The 15,876-nt window shown below is 72.3% G+C and carries 14 protein-coding genes; 5 read left to right on the forward strand and 9 right to left on the reverse strand.

Annotated elements, in window-relative coordinates:
• The first annotated feature begins 95 nt into the window (after positions 1-95).
• Both IE258_RS15160 and IE258_RS15165 read left to right on the forward strand, forming a co-directional pair.
• Positions 96-974, forward strand: coding sequence for a shikimate dehydrogenase (locus IE258_RS15160; RefSeq protein ID WP_189743734.1), 879 nt, complete (start codon positions 96-98; stop codon positions 972-974).
• 13 nt (positions 975-987) lie between these two features.
• The gene (locus IE258_RS15165) at positions 988-2,802 is read left to right on the forward strand and encodes a bifunctional sugar phosphate isomerase/epimerase/4-hydroxyphenylpyruvate dioxygenase family protein (protein ID WP_189743736.1); all 1,815 of its coding nucleotides are present in this window, start codon (positions 988-990) and stop codon (positions 2,800-2,802) included.
• 43 nt (positions 2,803-2,845) lie between these two features.
• Here the strand turns inward: IE258_RS15165 and IE258_RS15170 are convergent, their stop codons facing one another.
• Complete coding sequence (locus IE258_RS15170; RefSeq protein WP_189743738.1) at positions 2,846-3,076, reverse strand: hypothetical protein; 231 nt, start codon at positions 3,074-3,076, stop codon at positions 2,846-2,848.
• 441 nt (positions 3,077-3,517) lie between these two features.
• Here IE258_RS15170 and IE258_RS41710 point away from each other — a divergent pair, with 441 nt between their 5' ends.
• Genes IE258_RS41710 through IE258_RS15180 form a run of 3 tightly spaced genes read left to right on the forward strand, consistent with a single transcriptional unit; the run spans position 3,518 to position 6,851 of the window.
• Entirely contained in the window at positions 3,518-3,643 is a 126-nt protein-coding gene (locus IE258_RS41710; RefSeq protein ID WP_268256320.1) for a hypothetical protein, read from the forward strand.
• Complete coding sequence (locus IE258_RS15175) at positions 3,640-5,427, forward strand: CocE/NonD family hydrolase (protein ID WP_189743740.1); 1,788 nt, start codon at positions 3,640-3,642, stop codon at positions 5,425-5,427. Before IE258_RS41710 ends, IE258_RS15175 begins: the two co-directional genes overlap by 4 nt.
• A 23-nt stretch (positions 5,428-5,450) precedes the next feature.
• Positions 5,451-6,851, forward strand: a complete 1,401-nt coding sequence (locus tag IE258_RS15180) for a hypothetical protein (protein ID WP_229892119.1) — start codon at positions 5,451-5,453, stop codon at positions 6,849-6,851.
• Between the two features lie 66 nt (positions 6,852-6,917).
• Here IE258_RS15180 and IE258_RS15185 read toward each other — a convergent pair whose 3' ends face one another.
• From IE258_RS15185 to IE258_RS15220, 8 genes are read right to left on the reverse strand one after another with little or no spacing between them, the layout of a single operon-like run.
• Positions 6,918-8,369, reverse strand: a complete 1,452-nt coding sequence (locus IE258_RS15185) for an MDR family MFS transporter (protein ID WP_189743742.1) — start codon at positions 8,367-8,369, stop codon at positions 6,918-6,920.
• Positions 8,370-8,382: 13 nt separating this feature from the next.
• Positions 8,383-9,633 carry a 2-hydroxyacyl-CoA dehydratase family protein gene (locus tag IE258_RS15190; protein WP_189743744.1) on the reverse strand — a complete coding sequence of 417 codons (1,251 nt, stop codon included), beginning with the start codon at positions 9,631-9,633 and terminating at the stop codon, positions 8,383-8,385.
• Entirely contained in the window at positions 9,630-10,739 is a 1,110-nt protein-coding gene (locus IE258_RS15195; protein ID WP_189743746.1) for a 2-hydroxyacyl-CoA dehydratase subunit D, read from the reverse strand. Before IE258_RS15195 ends, IE258_RS15190 begins: the two co-directional genes overlap by 4 nt.
• Positions 10,740-10,776: 37 nt before the next feature.
• The gene (locus IE258_RS15200) at positions 10,777-12,015 is read right to left on the reverse strand and encodes a CaiB/BaiF CoA transferase family protein (protein ID WP_189743747.1); all 1,239 of its coding nucleotides are present in this window, start codon (positions 12,013-12,015) and stop codon (positions 10,777-10,779) included.
• Positions 12,012-13,154: a CapA family protein gene (locus tag IE258_RS15205; RefSeq protein WP_189743749.1), complete on the reverse strand. Its 1,143-nt coding sequence runs from the start codon at positions 13,152-13,154 to the stop codon at positions 12,012-12,014. Before IE258_RS15205 ends, IE258_RS15200 begins: the two co-directional genes overlap by 4 nt.
• A complete protein-coding gene (locus IE258_RS15210; protein WP_189743751.1) occupies positions 13,151-13,990 on the reverse strand; it encodes an amino acid ABC transporter ATP-binding protein in 840 nt (279 codons plus the stop codon). The genes IE258_RS15205 and IE258_RS15210 overlap by 4 nt, the downstream gene beginning before the upstream one ends.
• The gene (locus IE258_RS15215; RefSeq protein ID WP_229892120.1) at positions 13,987-14,925 is read right to left on the reverse strand and encodes an amino acid ABC transporter permease; all 939 of its coding nucleotides are present in this window, start codon (positions 14,923-14,925) and stop codon (positions 13,987-13,989) included. The genes IE258_RS15210 and IE258_RS15215 overlap by 4 nt, the downstream gene beginning before the upstream one ends.
• A gap of 3 nt (positions 14,926-14,928) precedes the next feature.
• Positions 14,929-15,852, reverse strand: a complete 924-nt coding sequence (locus tag IE258_RS15220; protein ID WP_189743753.1) for a transporter substrate-binding domain-containing protein — start codon at positions 15,850-15,852, stop codon at positions 14,929-14,931.
• Positions 15,853-15,876 lie beyond the last annotated feature (24 nt).

Raw genomic sequence — 15,876 nt, forward strand, 5'->3', positions numbered from 1 at the left:
TCCCGTCGGACCCGACCTCCTGCTATGACTAACGTACTGGTTCGTACATTATCCCGCTCGGATGACAGCCCGAGCCGTTCAGGAGGTCGTCCCCGGTGGCCAAGGACTCGTATCTCGTCGGACTGATCGGTTCCGGCATCGGCCCGTCGCTCAGCCCGGCACTGCACGAGCGGGAGGCCGACCGGCAAGGTCTGCGCTACGTGTACCGGCTGATCGACATCCACACCCTCGGCGTCCCGCCCGAAGCCGTGGGCGACCTGCTGCGCGCCGCCCGGGACCTGGGCTTCGACGGACTGAACATCACGCACCCGTGCAAGCAGCACGTCATCGGGCACCTGGACGCCCTCGCTCCGCAGGCGGAGGCGCTCGGAGCCGTCAACACCGTCGTCTTCGACGACGACGGCCGCACCACCGGACACAACACGGACGTCACCGGCTTCGCCGCGTCCTTCGCCCGCGGACTGCCCGACGCACCCCTGGAGCGGATCGTGCAGCTCGGTGCGGGCGGCGCGGGCGCGGCCGTGGCCCACGCCGCGCTCAACCTCGGCGCCGGCCGGGTCACCGTCGTCGATGCCGTGCCCGACCGGGCCGCCGGCCTCGCCGCCTCGCTGAACCGGCACTTCGGCAACGGTCGGGCCGGCCACGCCGCCGCCGACCGGCTGCCCGGGCTGCTGAGGGCCGCCGACGGCGTCATCCATGCCACCCCGACCGGCATGGCCGCACACCCCGGGCTGCCACTGCCCGCCGAACTGCTCCATCGCGGGCTGTGGGTCGCCGAGGTCGTCTACCGCCCGCTGGAGACCGAACTGCTGCGCGCCGCACGCGCCCTGGGCTGCACGACGCTCGACGGCGGCGGCATGGCCGTCTTCCAGGCCGCAGACGCGTTCCAGCTGTTCACCGGGCGGGAGCCGGACGCCGCTCGGATGCTCGCCGACATCACCGACCTGGCCGGGGCCGTGGGCGCCCCGAAGTAGGAAGAGGTACGACGTGCGCACGTCCATCGCCACCGTCTCACTGAGTGGCTCCCTCACCGAGAAGCTCACGGCAGCATCCCGGGCCGGCTTCGACGGCGTGGAGATCTTCGAGAACGACCTGCTGGCCTCCTCCCTGGCCCCCGAGGAGATCCGCGCCCGCTGCGCCGACCTCGGGCTCACCATCGACCTCTACCAACCCATGCGGGACGTCGAGGCACTGCCCGAGCGGGAGTTCGCCCGCGCCCTGCGTCGTGCGCGGCACAAGTTCGAGCTGATGCGCAGGCTGGGCGCGGACACCGTCCTGGTGTGTTCCAGCGTCTCGCCGCACGCCGTGGACGACGACGCCCTCGCCGCCGAGCAGCTCGGCCGACTGGCCGGTCTGGCGCAGGACCACGGCATCCGGGTCGCGTACGAGGCGCTGGCGTGGGGCCGGCACATCAGCACCTACGACCACGCCTGGCGCGTCGTCGAGGCCGCCGGGCACCCGGCGCTCGGCACCTGCCTGGACAGCTTCCACATCCTCTCCCGGTACGGCGACCCGAAGGACCTCGAAGGGATCGGGGACATCCCCGGCGACAAGATCTTCTTCCTTCAGCTCGCCGACGCCCCGCTGCTCGCGATGGACGTCCTCCAGTGGAGCCGCCACTACCGCTGCTTCCCCGGGCAGGGCGGCTTCGACCTCGCCGGGCTGTTGAGGCACGTCCTGCGCGCCGGATACACCGGGCCCCTTTCCCTGGAAGTCTTCAACGACGTCTTCCGGCAGTCCGATGCCGGTCCCACCGCCGTCGACGCCCGGCGCTCCCTGCTGGTCCTCCAGGAACAGGTCGCCACCGCCGCACTGCCCCCGCTCACCGCGCCCACCGGCGTCGCCTTCGCCGAACTGGTCACGCCCGACGCCGCCCCCGTCTCGGCCGTGCTCGGCGCCCTGGGCTTCGCCCGGACCGCACGGCACCGGGGCAAGCCCGTCGACCTGTGGCAGCGGGGCGACGCCCGCATCCTGGTCAACACCGGACCGGCCGAGCGCCGTGAAGGCACCCGGCTGGCCGCCGTCGGCCTGGAGTCACCCGACCCCGCCGCCGCTGCCCATCGCGCCGAGGCACTGCTGGCACCGGTACTGCCGCGCCGCCGGAGTCCCGGGGACGCACCGCTGGAGGCGGTCGCCGCACCCGACGGCACGGAGCTGTTCTTCTGCGCCACCGGACACCCCCAACTGCCCGACTGGCGCGCGGACTTCGAGAAAGTCGGGGAATCCGCGCCCACTCCCGGCGACGACGCCGGCTGGCGCGTCGACCACCTCTCCCTCACCCAGCCCTGGCACCAGTTCGACGAGGCGGCACTCTTCCACCGCGCCGTCCTCGGGCTGCGGCCGCAGGAGAGCGTGGACGTCGCCGACCCCTACGGCCTGCTGCGCAGCCGCGCCGTCACCACCGACGACGGCGCGGTCCGCATCGTGCTGACCGTCGGCGCGGCACCCGTCGACGACACCGCGCACGCCCAGCACATCGCCCTGGCCACCGACGACGTGGTCGCCGCGGCCCGCGCCCACCGGGCGGCCGGGGGCGAACTGCTGCCGATCCCCGACAACTACTACGCCGACCTCGCGGCCCGTTTCGAGTTCCCCGACGGCGAGCTGGAGACGTACCGGGAGTTGGGCATCCTCTACGACCGCGACGACCACGGCACCTTCCGGCACTGCTACACGCACACCGTCGGCCGGGTCTTCTTCGAACTCGTCCAGCGGGACGGCGACTACCGCGGCTACGGCGCCCCGAACGCACCGGTCCGCCTGGCGGCGCAGCACGCGGCACGCGGATCCACCGGCGGCTGACGACGTCGCTCACCGGGCGGTGAGCACATGTGGCTCGCCTTGGTCAGGTGTGTGCCTGCGGCCCGGCCGTCAGGTCGGCGAAGTCCCCGTACATACGGGCAGTGTGCGGGGACGGACCGGCGACGAGCCGGAATGCCCGGGCCGATTGGTTCACCAGGACCCCGCCCCCGTGCATCACCCGGCAGCCGCGCGCGCTGCCCTCCCGCAGGAGCGCGGTGCCGAGGGGGCGGTAACAGAAGTCGAAGACCCAGAGATCGAGGCAGTCGCTTCGCACCGAAGTCGGCCTGCAACACAGCCCGCGCTCGCCGGACTTCGGGTCTGCACAGACGAGAGCCCCGCTCTCGTGCCCGGCCGTGACCGAGGCTGCCCCTGTCCCGGTCGACAGTCATCCCTGTACAGCTCACTCGCACGGGTGGACATATACAGAGCACCGTCCGCGCCGACGAATGGCTCGTCGTCTGAGACCGCGGGCCGACGCCGGCGGACTTCGCCGGTAGCACGATCATGAGCGAAATGCGGTTGATCCTTCCTCGGTGGGCGTCTCCCTGGACCGTGAGTTGGCCATCGTGTGGCAGCGCTCCTTCGCACCTCGGGTGTCGTAGACCGGCACGTCCAAAATAAACGCGACACTTATATTGACGGTCGTATCACACAGAGACCATCGTGTTGCGGGCATGCCACGTTCGACGAGAGGTCAAAGACCGTGAAACGTTCCGTGCGTTCTCCCGTGCTCGCCGCACTGGCCACCACGCCGGTCGTCACCGCCACCGCCGTGCTGAACCAACCGGACACCACCGCACCGCACAGCACCCCGCTCAACGGTGCGGGAGGGAACCGGTGAAGCTGAGGCGGATCCTCATCACGCTCCTGGTACTGCTCATGACCGGCACCGCCGCCGCCCCGGCCGTGGCCGGCACCGAGCCACGGGTCTCACGGCCCGGGGAGTACGCGGGGTACTCCCCTGTCCTGTACGACGAGTGGGTGCGCACCTCGCAGTACCTGCCCGCGAGGGACGGCACGCGCCTGGCCGTGGACCTGTACCGACCGGCCGTCGACGGCAAGCCGGTACAGCGGCCGTTCCCGGTGGTCTGGGAGCACCAGCTCAGCCGGGCCTCGCGCGCCGACGACGGTTCGGTCAGCCTGCGCGGCATCACCAGCGGCATGGCGGAACTCACCAAGTACGGCTACGTGGTGGCCTTCGTCGACCGGCGCGGCAACGGCGCCTCGTTCGGCACCATGACCGGCTACCACTCCCGGCAGGAGTCCCAAGACGCCTACGACGTCATGGACTGGCTGGCAGAGCAGTCCTGGAGCGACGGGCAGATCGGTGTGTTCGGCTGCTCCAACACCGGTGACGCCGCGATGCAGGCGGCAACCGCCGGCTCACCCCACCTCAAGGCGGTCTTCGCGGGCAACTACTCGTTCCACAAGTACGACGCGTTCAACCGCGGCGGAATCCGCGCCAACTGGGGCGCGGGGCCCACCCGTACCCGCGAGGAGGACCTGCGCAACCTGCCGGTCGACGCGGACTTCGACGGTGAGCTGCTGAACCAGGCGGTGGAGCAGCACCGGGCCAACACGTCCCTGAGGGACATGTGGAAGGCCGCCCCCTTCCGCGACAGCCACGTCGACGCGGTCGGCACCGCCCCGTGGAACGAGTACAGCGTGGCCACCTACCGGGACGCCATCGAGCGCTCCGGTGTGCCGATCTACAGCTTCGACGGCTGGGACGACGACTTCCGCAAGGAGACCCTCGTCAGCGCCGCGACCCTGTCCAATCCGAGCAAGGTGCTCATCGGGCCGTGGCACCACTGCGAGTACGACGGGTTCGACATCGTGGCGGAGCGCCACCGCTTCTTCGACCACTGGCTCAAGGGCGTCGACAACGGCGTCATGGAGGAGCCACCGGTGCACTACTACACCGGGGTCGCCGGCGGTTCCGGCACCTGGCGCGACGCCGAGCGGTGGCCGGTGGACTCGCGCGCCAAGGGCGCCCGTTACTACCTGGGCGGCGGTGCGACCGGCACCGTCGAATCGGTCAACGACGGCACGCTCACCGGCACCCGGCCGCGCGGTCACGGCGGCGCGGACGACTACACCGTGGACTACTCGGTGAGCTGCCCCGAGCCCCTGGACCAGGAACAGACCTGCCCGCAGGACGAGAAGGGGCTGACCTACACCACGGCACCGCTCGGCAAGGACACCGAACTGACCGGGCATCCGGTCGTCTCGCTGAGGATGTCCTCCTCCGCTCCGGACGGCAACGTCTTCGTGTACCTCTCCGACGTCGCCCCGGACGGCACCGTCCGCATCCTCACCGACGGCAGGCTCCGCCTGGCGCTGCGCTCCACCCAGCACGCCCCGTACGCCGTGCTGGGCACGCCCTGGCACCGGAGCAACGAGCGGGACGCGGCACCGATGCCGACGTACGGCAGGACGCAGCGCGTGGACCTCGACATGCTGCCGCTGTCCTCCGTCGTCCCGGCCGGACACCGGCTGCGGGTCACGGTCACCGGAGCGGATGTGCGCGAGAGCGCACGCGCCGAGACCGGCCCCGCCCCCGTCTACACCGTGCGGCGCACGTCCGCCCAGCCGTCGTCGATCACCCTGCCGGTCGTGCGCTGATGGACCGGCCGAAGAGGAGCATCATGTCGTCAGGACGAGTACGCCGGACCATCGCCGTGAGCATGGCGGTGGCGGGAGCGGCGGCGCTCGCCGCGCCGAGCGCGGCGGCCGGCGGCCGGGACACCGGGCCGTGTCCCGCCGGTTCCCCCTCGGGGGTGACCTGCACCGGCGGTGAACTGGCCGACGGCACGCCGTACCGGTTCGCGGTGCCGAACCGCTGGAACGGGGTGGTCGTCGTCGACCTGGACTTCGCGAGCCGGGCCGCCGACGAGCCACTGACCGGGGAGCTGACCGACCGCGGGTACGCGGTCGGCGGCACCACCCGCACGGTCACCGGCTGGAACATCGCGGCCGCCATCGACAACCAGGCGGCAGCCCTGGAACGGTTCGAGGACGCCGTCGGCACGCCCCGCTGGGCGGTGGCCTCCGGGCGCTCGATGGGCGGTTTCGTCTCGGCCGGCACCGCCCAGGTCCACCCCGATGTCTTCGACGCGGCGGTGCCCTTCTGCGGGGGTCTCGGCGGCGCGGTCGGGCAGTGGAACCAGAAGCTCGACACCGTCTTCACACTCAAGTCCCTGCTGTTCGCCGATCGCTCCCTGCCGGTGACCGGTGTTCCCGCCGACACCGAGCGGGCCACCCGGGACTGGGTTGCGGCGCTCACCGAAGCTCAGGCCACGCCCCGGGGGCGGGCGCGGATAGCGCTGGCCGCGGCCGTCGGGCAGCTTCCCGGATGGGGCCAGGACGCCGACGGCGACGCCACACCCCGGCCGCGTCCCGGCGACGCCGACGCGATCCAGGAGGGGATGTTCCTCGCCCTGGCCGGCGGCAGGCAACCGTACATCGGGCAGGCGATGAGCAGCCGCCGTTCCATCGAGACGCTGGCGGGCGGCAACCCGTCGTGGAACACCGGGATCGACTACGCCGAGCAGTACGCGGCGGCGGAGCCCGAACAGCGGCGTACGGTACGGGAGATGTACGCGCGCGCCGGGCTCGACCTCGACGCCGACCTGCGGACGCTGGCCGAGGAACCCCGGATCACGGCCGATCCGGACGCGGTGCGATACCTGGAGAAGGGCATCGTCTTCGACGGCGACTTGCGCATCCCGGTCCTTACCGTCAACCCGGTCGGCGATCAGATCTCCACGGTGGCCCAGCAGCAGTCGTACGGCTTCGCGGTCCGTAGGGCGGGCAACGGGGCGCTGCTGCGGCAGAGTTACCTCAGCACGGTGGGGCACTGCACCTTCACTCCCGGGGAGCAGGTCGCGGCGATCACCGCCATGACCGAGCGGCTGAGGACCGGACGCTGGTCGGCGAGCACCACACCGCAGGGCCTGAACCGGCTCACCGGGGCGGCGCAGGACGCGCCCGGCCGCTACACGCACTATCGGCCGGCCGTCTTCAACCGGCCCTACTTCGGCGGCTGAACACACCGCACAGCGGGACCGGGGCCGTACGGGACACATCATCCGGTACGGCCCCGGTCCCGTGTCCTAGTCGCGGCCCTCGAGCGGCGTCTCCCGTACCAGCAGGACCGCGACGAGTGCGGCGGCCGCGAGCGGAACGGTCAGCAGGAACACCGAGGAGAGGCCGTCCGTGTAGGAGGCCCGCACGCTCTCGGCGAGGTGGGCCGGCAGGGCGGCGACGCTCTCGGGAGTGCCGAGCAGGTCGCGGCCCTCCTGGCCGGGTGGTGTCCCGGAGCGCATCCGGGCCGAAAGCACCGCGCCGAACGCGGCCACGCCGACCGCGCCGCCGAGGGTGCGGCTGAAGGTGGCCGCCGCTCCTGCCGTCCCCACGTCACCGGGGCCGACGGCGTTCTGCGCCACCAGCACGAGCACCTGCTGGGTCAGGCCCGTGCCCACGCCGAGGACGGCCATCGCCCCGGCGAGCCACCACGCCGGGGTGTCGGGGGCGAGGGGTGAGAGCAGCACGGCGCCGGCCGTCACCAGGGCGCAGCCCGTCACCGGGAACACCTTCCACCGGCCGGTACGGGTGATGAGTCGTCCGGCGAGCGTCGAGGCGACGATCATCGTGCCGACCTGCGGGAGCATCAGGAGACCGGCCTCGGTGGCGTCGTGGCCGCGGACCACCTGGAGGTACTGCGGCAGGTAGATGACGCCACCGAACATGACCGCGCCCCCCAGGAAGCCGGTCGCACAGGCCACGGTGAGGCCGCGGCGGCGGAACAGCCGGGGCGGCAGGATCGGGTCGGCGGCACGCCGCTCCTGCCGTACCCCCGCGGCGACCGCGCCCAGGACGGCGGCGGCGAGGGCAGCGGTCGGCCACGAGGCCCACGGCCAGGTGCGGCCGCCCGCCGACAGCAGGACGACCGTCCCGGAGGCGCCCGTGGTGAGCAGGGCGCCGCCCAGCAGGTCGACGCCCCCGCGGGGCGCGGCCGGAACACGGTGCGGCGCGAGGCGGACGAGGGCCGCCGCGCCCAGCGCCACGGGGATCACGCCGAGGAAGCACCAGCGCCAGCCTGGACCCGGCGCACCCACCAGCAGGCCGCCGACGAGCGGGCCCGCCACCGAGGCGGTGCCAAAGGAGACCCCGAACCAGCCGGTGTACCGGCCGCGTTCGCGTGCCGGGACGAGTCCGGCGACGAGCGCGTTGGTGAGGGCGAGGATGCCGCCCGCCCCGGCGCCCTGTACGGCGCGGCCGGCCAGCAGGACGCCCATGGCAGGCGCGCACCCGGCAAGGAGCGACCCGGCAACGAAGACACCGAGGGCGGCGAGGAGCAGGTCCCTCGGTCCGCGCCGGTCGGCGGCCTTGCCCCACAGTGGCGTCGCCACCGTCATGGTGAGCAGGGCGGCGCTCGCCACCCACGGCACCTGGTCCTGGCCGCCCAGCTCGCCGGCGATCGTCGGCAGGGCGATGCCGACGACGGTGTTGGTGAGCGAACCGACGAAGAGGGCGGCCAGGGCGCCGGCGAGCACTGCCGGCATCGACGGTGCCGGCTCAGGCGGCCGGACGGACACGCGCCTCGAGCCAGTCGCCGACGGTACGGGTGAGCTCCTCGGGACCGGCGCCGCGCGCGTCCACGTTGTCCGCGTGCAGTTCGAGGACGGGGATGCCGGCGGCTTCGAGGGCGCGGGTGGTGAAGTAGCTGCCGCGCGCGTCGTCGGAGACCAGGTGGACGACGCCGTCCACCCCGTGGTGCCGGGCCTCCTTGACGTACCACTCCGCCGACCAGGGCGGGGTGTAGAGCTGGTCGGAGAAGGCGGCGAACCGGGCGGCGAGGGCGCGCAGCGGGTCGTCACCGTAGCGCAGGTAGCCGTCGGCGGCGATGGCGAGGTACATCGACCAGACGAAGACCGCGCCGTGGCTCTCCTCGAACCGCCGGTAGAAGTCGAGGTCGAACCAGAGGCCACGGCCGATCCACATCAGCCGGGCGCGTTCGGCGGGCGCGACCGCGGTACCGGCCTCGACGCGCTCGGCGACCTCGTCGTGGAAGGCGTGGGCCGCGTCGCGGGCCCAGACGGTGCCGCGGTGCCACTGCGGGACCATCACGCTCGGGATGGAGTCGTTGACGGGCAGCGGGCAGGGGCGGGCCCGTGCGATGAGATCGCGGGTACGGCGGTTCCACTCCTGCTGTTCGTTGGTGAGCTCCATGACCTCGGCGAACCGGGTTTCGGAGAAGGTGCGGCCGGTGGTCTGCTCCAGGAAGCGGATCAGCCCTTCGAGTTCGCCGGTCATCAGGTCGAGGCGGTCGCTGCCGACGGCCTGTTCCCAGTTGCGCGGCATCAACTCCCACCAGCGGGCGGGGACGTCGTTCTCGGCGGCGCTCTCCAGCGGGTAGAAGGAGACACCCGGCTGGTCGTCCCAGATGTCGAAGACCTTGCGCGAGGTGTCACCGGTGGTCTCCGCGAGCACGATCGACGGACGGGGCAGGCCGCCCCAGGGCGCGTTCGCGGGCGCCGGGTCGTAGATCGAGGCCAGGGGGATGGAGCTGTACTGCTCGCTGTCGTCGGGCAGGCCGCGCTCGCGCAGCAGGGCGAGGTAGTCCTGGGCACGGCGCTTGGCCGTGACGACCGAGGACCACCACTGGTTGACGACGTACGGGATGCCCATGGTGCGGAAGATTTCCTGCGGGGCGTCGGCGTTGACCAGGGCGAGGGGCGCGCCGTCGGCCACCTCCTGCCGCAGCTGCGCGAACCACTCTCGCTGGTACTTGGTCGCCGTGGACGCGGAGTTGAGGCGGGTGCTCATCGCAGTGCCTCCGCGGGCGCGGCGGGGCGCAGGGCGGCGAGGGCCTCGGTTGCCCCGTCGTCGAGGCCGCCGTAGGGCTGCCGGGACAGGAAGACGGACGGCAGCCCTGTCGCGGCCGCCTGGGCGGCGTAGTCCCAGGCCGGCGCGTCGTCCCGGAGCCGGGCGTAGCCGACGAGGACCTCGGCGCCGCATGCCTCGGCCTGCCGGCGGGTGTGCTCGGCCCGGGTGCGGATCGCGGCGCGCGGCGCGGCGGGTCCGTTGTGCTGGTAGCGCTCGGCCAGCGCGGTCTCGGTCGGCGTACCGGTCCTGCGCCGGTACAGCAGGTCGCCCCGGTCGTGGTCCTCACCGACGATGAGGAAGCCCATGTTCTCGATCTTCGCGTAGACGTGGGCGGTGTCGTGCGGGCTTCCGGTGAGGAACACGCGCGTCCCTTCGTGTTCGGGCAGCCCGTCCGCTTCGGCGAGCAGTTGTTCGAGGAGTCGTGTGGCGCGGTCGACGGGGAGGGCCGTGGTCGCGGCCACCACGGTGAGCATCTCGGTGCCGCTGAGGCGGGCCGGGCGGGCGCGGCGCAGGTCCGCGACCCGGGCGAGGAGTTCTCTGAGCCGGTCGTGGGCGGTGATCGCCGCCGCGAGCGCGGTGTCGTCGACCGTGCGTCCGGCCCAGGTCTCCGCGGTGGCGCGCAGCTGGGCCAGTTTGGCCCGCACGTAGCGGGTGGTGGTGCGGTGCGGCAGGTGCAGGACGTCGACGAGGTGGACCGGCGGAAGCGCCCGGGACGGTTCGACGCGGCGCAGCTCGCGCAACGCGTAGAACAGACGGGTGGACGCCTCGCAGTCCCGGGACACGACGACGCCGTCCAGGGGGCCGTGGCCGCCGTCGAGGAGGCGGGTGAGGACCGAGCGGGCGGCCGGGTCGAGGCCGGTTCCGAGATAGCGGTCGCCGGTCGTGCTCGGGGTGTGCGGGTCGCCGCCGAGCCGTACGGGCAGCAGGCCGGCGGCGGTGAGGTACTCCACGGGTACGTCGGCGCCGACGTACCCGATCACCGGTCCCGGGTGGGCCCCCCGGCCGCCGGTGTGGTGGGAGAGGAGCTGCGCCAGGGCAGCGGACATGACTGTTCCTCCAGATGGTGCGAGGGTGCGGCGCGGGTCAGATCACCGAATCCGCGGCGAGTTCGGCGACGTCGTCCGCGCTGTAGCCGAGCTTTCCCCGGTAGACCTCGTCGTTGTGCTCGCCCAGGGCGGGGGCGGGCCGGTCGAACCCGGCGCGGGCACCGGAGAAGCGGATGGGGACACCGGTGGTGGCCAGGCCCTCGACCGTGCCGTGGACGGGGTGGGCCAGCGGCACCACCTCCTCGCGTGCCCGCACCAGGGGGTCGTGCACGGCTTCGCGGGGGTCGCGCACCTCGGCCGCCGGCACGCCCTCGGCGGTGAACAGGCGCAGCGCCTCCTCGGTGGTGCGCCGGGACGTCCACTCCCGGATGAGGGCGTGGATGGCGTCGGCGTTGCGGACGCGCTGGTCGCGGCTGTGGAAACGGCTGTCGTCGATGAGGTCGGGACGGCCGACGGCGCGCAGCGCGCCGTGTGCGAAGGCGTCGGTGGGCGCGGACAGCGCGAGGTGGCCGTCACTGGTCGGCAGGATGCCGAAGGGGGCGAGGCGGGGCACCATCGCGCCGGTGCGCTGCTCCATGCCGACGGCCGCGAAGGCGTCGAAGGGCTCGCACGCCACCAGGGAGGTCAGCGCACCGAGCATGGAGACGTCGACGTGCTGGCCCTCGCCGCTCTGGTCGGCCTGCATCAGCGCGGAGAGGGTGCCGATGACCGCGAAGAGCGGGGCGAGCATGTCGCCGACGGGCAGCCCGAAGCGGACCGGTCCCTCGTCGGGTTCGCCGGCGGTGAGCATGACGCCGGAGAGTGCCTGGATGATGGAGTCCATGGCCTTGCCCGAGCCGGGGCCGCCCTGGCTGCCGAAGCCGGTGATCGAGGTGTAGACGAGGCGGGGGTTGAGCTCGTGAACGGCGGCGTAGTCGATGCCGAGGCGGCCGGTGACGCCGGGGCTGTAGTTCTCCACCAGGATGTCGGCGTCGCGCACCAGGTCGGCGAAGACCCGCTGGGAGCGCTTGTCCTTGAGGTTGAGGGTGACGCTCAGCTTGTTGCGGCCGCGGGCCAGCATGGAGACGGACATGTCGTCGGGCCCCTGCCGGGACACGGAGAGTCCGTCGGCGCCCGCGTAGGGGGCGTTGTTGCGCGAGGAGTCGCCGCCGGTGGCCGGGTTCTCGACCTTGATGACCGTGGCACCGAGACCCGCGAGGAGCAGTGTCGCGTAGGGGCCCGCGAGCGCGGTGGTCAGATCGATGACGGTCCGTCCGGCGAGTGGCTGGTCGCTCATGATGCCCTTTCGGTGGTCAGCTGGATCAGTACGCGGCCGTCCTTGCGGACGAACCGGCCGTTGAGGCCCGCCCGGCGGGTGATGTCCTCGATGTAGTCGGTGACGCGGCGGCCCGTCTCGGTGTCGCCGCAGGGCACCGGGCGGCCCGCGTCGTCGATCCAGCAGGGTTCGAAGCCCGCCTCGACCTGTCCGTCGCCGTCGAACCGGCAGAAGGCGATCGCGGTGTTGCGGCTCTCGGGATGGAAGGGATAGGCGGGCATGTCCGGGTCGGGCGAGAAGCCGTACAGCTCCTTGCGGCGTCGGGCCCACTCGGTCAGTTCGGCGCTGGAGCGGCTGCTCGCGTCCGGGGTGAGGGCACGGGTGACGGTGACGAAGTTGCCCAGGCCGTGGAAGATCGGCCGGCCTCGGTAGGTCTCGATGCCGCGCATGATGTGGGCGTGGTGACCGAAGACCGCGTCGGCGCCCGCGTCGATGGCGGCGCGCGCCACCGGCGACTCGTACATCGCGACGGCGGCCGGGGTGTGTCCGACGCCCTTGTGCAGCCCTACGAGGACCACGTCGGCCTCCTCGCGCAGTCGGGCCACGTCCGCCTCCAGGACGGCGAGGCTCTCGGGGGCCGCGAAGGTGTAGATCTTCGGCGGGCCGCCGGGGCTGGCGTGGTCGAGTTCGTAGTGGGTGAGGACGTGGACGTAGGCGCAGCCCGCCTTGCCCGAGGTGGCCCAGGACTCGCGGGGGCCCACGCAGTTGTAGGAGAGGACGCCGACGCGCAGGCCGCCGCGCTCCACGATCGCCGGGGTCCTGGCCTCGGTGAGGCTGGTGCCCGCGCCGACCGGGAGGAGCCCCGCGGCGCGGGCGTGGGCGAGGGTGTCGGTGATGCCCTCGGTTCCGGCGTCGTGGATGTGGTTGCCGGCGAGGGTCACGACGTCGAAGCCGGCGTCGGCGAGGGCGGCCAGCGCTGCCGGGTCGGCCGGGGGTGCGGGGACGTCGGTGCTCTGCTGGACGGTGGTGGTCGAGTGCGGTACCTCCACGTGGCCGACGGTGACGTCGGCGGCCTTCAGCAGGGCGGCCGAGGGGGCCAGGTAGGAGGCGGGGTCGGGTTCGTCGAGGATGAGGTCCCCGACCGAGGCGACGGTGATCACGAAGTGTGCTCCTGGGCGGTGGGGAGGCTTTGGCCGTGCTGGTTCTCGCGCTGTCCCGCCTCGCCGTGCCGGGCCTGCCGGGCGAGGAAGGCGCGCAGGCGCGCGGTGCGCGGGGCGGTGAGCATCTCGTCGGGCCTGCCGCTCTCCACGATGCGGCCGGCCTCCATGAAGACGCAGCGGTCGGCGACCTCGCGGGCGAAGGCGATCTCGTGGGTGACGACGACCATGGTCATGCCTTCGGCGGCGAGCTGCCGCATGACGCTGAGCACCTCGTCGACCAGTTCCGGGTCGAGAGCGCTGGTGGGCTCGTCGAAGAGCATGACGCGGGGGCGTGCGGCGACGGCGCGGGCGATGGCGACGCGCTGCTGCTGGCCGCCGGAGAGCTGACGCGGGTAGTGGTCGGCGCGGTCGCCGAGACCGACCCGTTCGAGGAGTTCGCGCGCTTCGGTCTCGGCCTCGGCGCGGGAGCGGCCGTGGACGCGGACCGGGGCCTCGGTGATGTTGCGCAGGACCGTGAAGTGCGGGATGAGGTGGAACTGCTGGAAGACCATGGACATCCGGCTGCGCTGGGCGGCGACCCGGCGGGCGCCCAGCGGGCGCAGGCCGCCGCGGTGGCGTTCGTGGCCGAGGAGTTCGTCGTCCAGGTAGATGGCCCCGGAGTCGATGGTCTCCAGCTGGTGCACGCAGCGGATCAGGGTCGACTTGCCCGAGCCGGAGGGGCCGATGACGGTGACGACCTCCCCGTCTGCGACGTCCAGGTCGACGCCGTCGAGGGCGGCGTGGTCGCCGAAGTTCTTGCGTATGCCCCGCACGCGCAGGGCGGGCTCACCGGTCATGCGGTCGCTCCGTCGGGGGTGGGCTTGGGCCGGCGGGCACGGCCGCCGCCCGTGGTGTGGCCGCGGGAGAAGTGCCGCTCCAGCCAGCGCTGTCCGAAGGTGAACAGGGTGACCACGGCGAGGTACCAGAGGCAGGCCACGATGAGCATGGGGACGATCTCGTAGGTGCGGTTGTAAATGACCTGGACGGAGTGGAGCAGGTCGGCCATGGCGATCACCGAGACCAGTGCGGTGCCCTTGAGGACGCTGATGAACTGGCTGCCGCCCGGCGGGATGATGACCCGCATGGCCTGCGGCAGTACGACCCTGAAGAAGGTCTGCGCCGGGGTGAGGCCCATGGCGCGGGCGGCGTCGCGCTGTCCCTGCTCCACGCCGATGAGGCCGCCGCGGATGATCTCGGCCATGTACGCCGACTCCACCAGGGACAGGCCGATCACGGCGGCCGTCACCGGGGTGATCACTTCGTTGGCGTCCCAGGAGGCGAACTCGGGACCGAAGGGGATGCCGATGGAGATGCGCGGCAGGAGATAGGCCAGGTTGAACCAGAAGATGAGCTGCACCAGCGGCGGGATGCCGCGGAAGACGCCGATGTAGAGGGTGGCGGCCCAGCGGACGGGCGCGAAGTCGGAGAGCTGGGCGGCGGCGAGGAGCGCTCCGACGACCGCGCCGATGACGGTGGCGGCGAGCGCGAGCCAGACGGTGGTGCCGAGGCCGGAGAGGACCGAGGGGTCGAAGAGGTACTCGCCGACCACATCCCATTCAAGGCGCTCGTTGGTCACCAGGAAGTGGGCGAGGACCACGGCGACGAGGGCGAGAACCACGCCGCCCAACACTCGCCACGGGCGGACGCGCCGCGTCGAGCGGGCGACGTCGTCAATCATGGTGTCGGTCACGGCGTCGGCGGGGCGTTTGGTCGGGGAAAGGGATCCGGGCACGGTTCAGCCCTCTTTGCCGGCGATGTTCAGGACGGGCTCGTCGACCATCACGTCCGTGAGTCCCCAGTGCTTCATCACGCGCTGGTACTCACCGTCGTCGACGAGTTTCTCGAAGGCCTTCTGGAGCACCGGGCCGAGCCCGCTGTGCTTGGGCACGAGGAGGGCGAGGTGGTCCGTGGTGGCACCCTGGGCCTCGGTCTGGGTGACGTAGCCGTACTTGTCCTTCTGGGTCTCGGCGACGTCGATGGCGGCGGCCTGGGTCATCCCGGCGGCATCGGCGCGGCCGGACTGCGCGGCGAGGAGGGTGGCGTTGGTGTCGTCCAGACCGATCGCCGTGGCGGCCTTGTCACCCTTCGCGGTGCAGTACGCCGACAGCTTCTTCAACTGTCCCTCGACCACGCTGGACTTGACCACGGCGACCTTCTTGCCGCACAGGTCGTCGGCGGAGGCGACACCGGCCTTGGAGTCCTTCGGCAGGACGTAGGAGGTGCGGCTGGTCATCCAGGTGATGGTGTCGAACTGGCGCTCCCGCTCGGCGGTGGCCTGAACGGGCCCGTTGAACGCCTCGTAGCGGCCGCTGAGCATGCCCTGGAGCGCCGCCGGGAGGTTGTTCACGATCTTGACTTCGGTGCGTACGCCGAGCACCTGACCGAGGGCTTTCTGGAGGTCGGCGTCGATGCCGGTCACGGAGCCGTCGGCGGCCACCGAGCGGAAGGGCGGGTGGGAGTCGCCCGCGAAACGCAGCACACCGGCGTCCTTGACGGACTGGGGCAGAGCGTCGTGCAGGGCAGGCACCGCGTCGAGGGACGGGGTCCCCGCGCCTTCCTCGTCCGACGCGCCGCAGCCGGCGAGGGCGAGCACGCCCACGAGCGCGGCACTCAGCGTGCCATGGGGTCGCCACCGTCGGTGGGATCGAGAGTTGTACATGAAGGTGTTCCCTTGCATGAAGTG

This window comes from Streptomyces tendae, from assembly GCF_014650435.1.
Taxonomy (GTDB): domain Bacteria; phylum Actinomycetota; class Actinomycetes; order Streptomycetales; family Streptomycetaceae; genus Streptomyces; species Streptomyces tendae.

What these genes read in the sequence shown, in the direction of transcription:
- IE258_RS15180 (WP_229892119.1), top strand. Translation starts at nt 5,451, where the DNA reads ATGTCGTCAGGACGAGTACGCCGGACCATCGCCGTGAGCATGGCGGTG.
- IE258_RS15185 (WP_189743742.1), bottom strand. Translation starts at nt 8,369, where the DNA reads ATGCCGGCAGTGCTCGCCGGCGCCCTGGCCGCCCTCTTCGTCGGTTCG.
- IE258_RS15190 (WP_189743744.1), bottom strand. Translation starts at nt 9,633, where the DNA reads ATGAGCACCCGCCTCAACTCCGCGTCCACGGCGACCAAGTACCAGCGA.
- IE258_RS15195 (WP_189743746.1), bottom strand. Translation starts at nt 10,739, where the DNA reads ATGTCCGCTGCCCTGGCGCAGCTCCTCTCCCACCACACCGGCGGCCGG.
- IE258_RS15200 (WP_189743747.1), bottom strand. Translation starts at nt 12,015, where the DNA reads ATGAGCGACCAGCCACTCGCCGGACGGACCGTCATCGATCTGACCACC.
- IE258_RS15210 (WP_189743751.1), bottom strand. Translation starts at nt 13,990, where the DNA reads ATGACCGGTGAGCCCGCCCTGCGCGTGCGGGGCATACGCAAGAACTTC.
- IE258_RS15220 (WP_189743753.1), bottom strand. Translation starts at nt 15,852, where the DNA reads ATGTACAACTCTCGATCCCACCGACGGTGGCGACCCCATGGCACGCTG.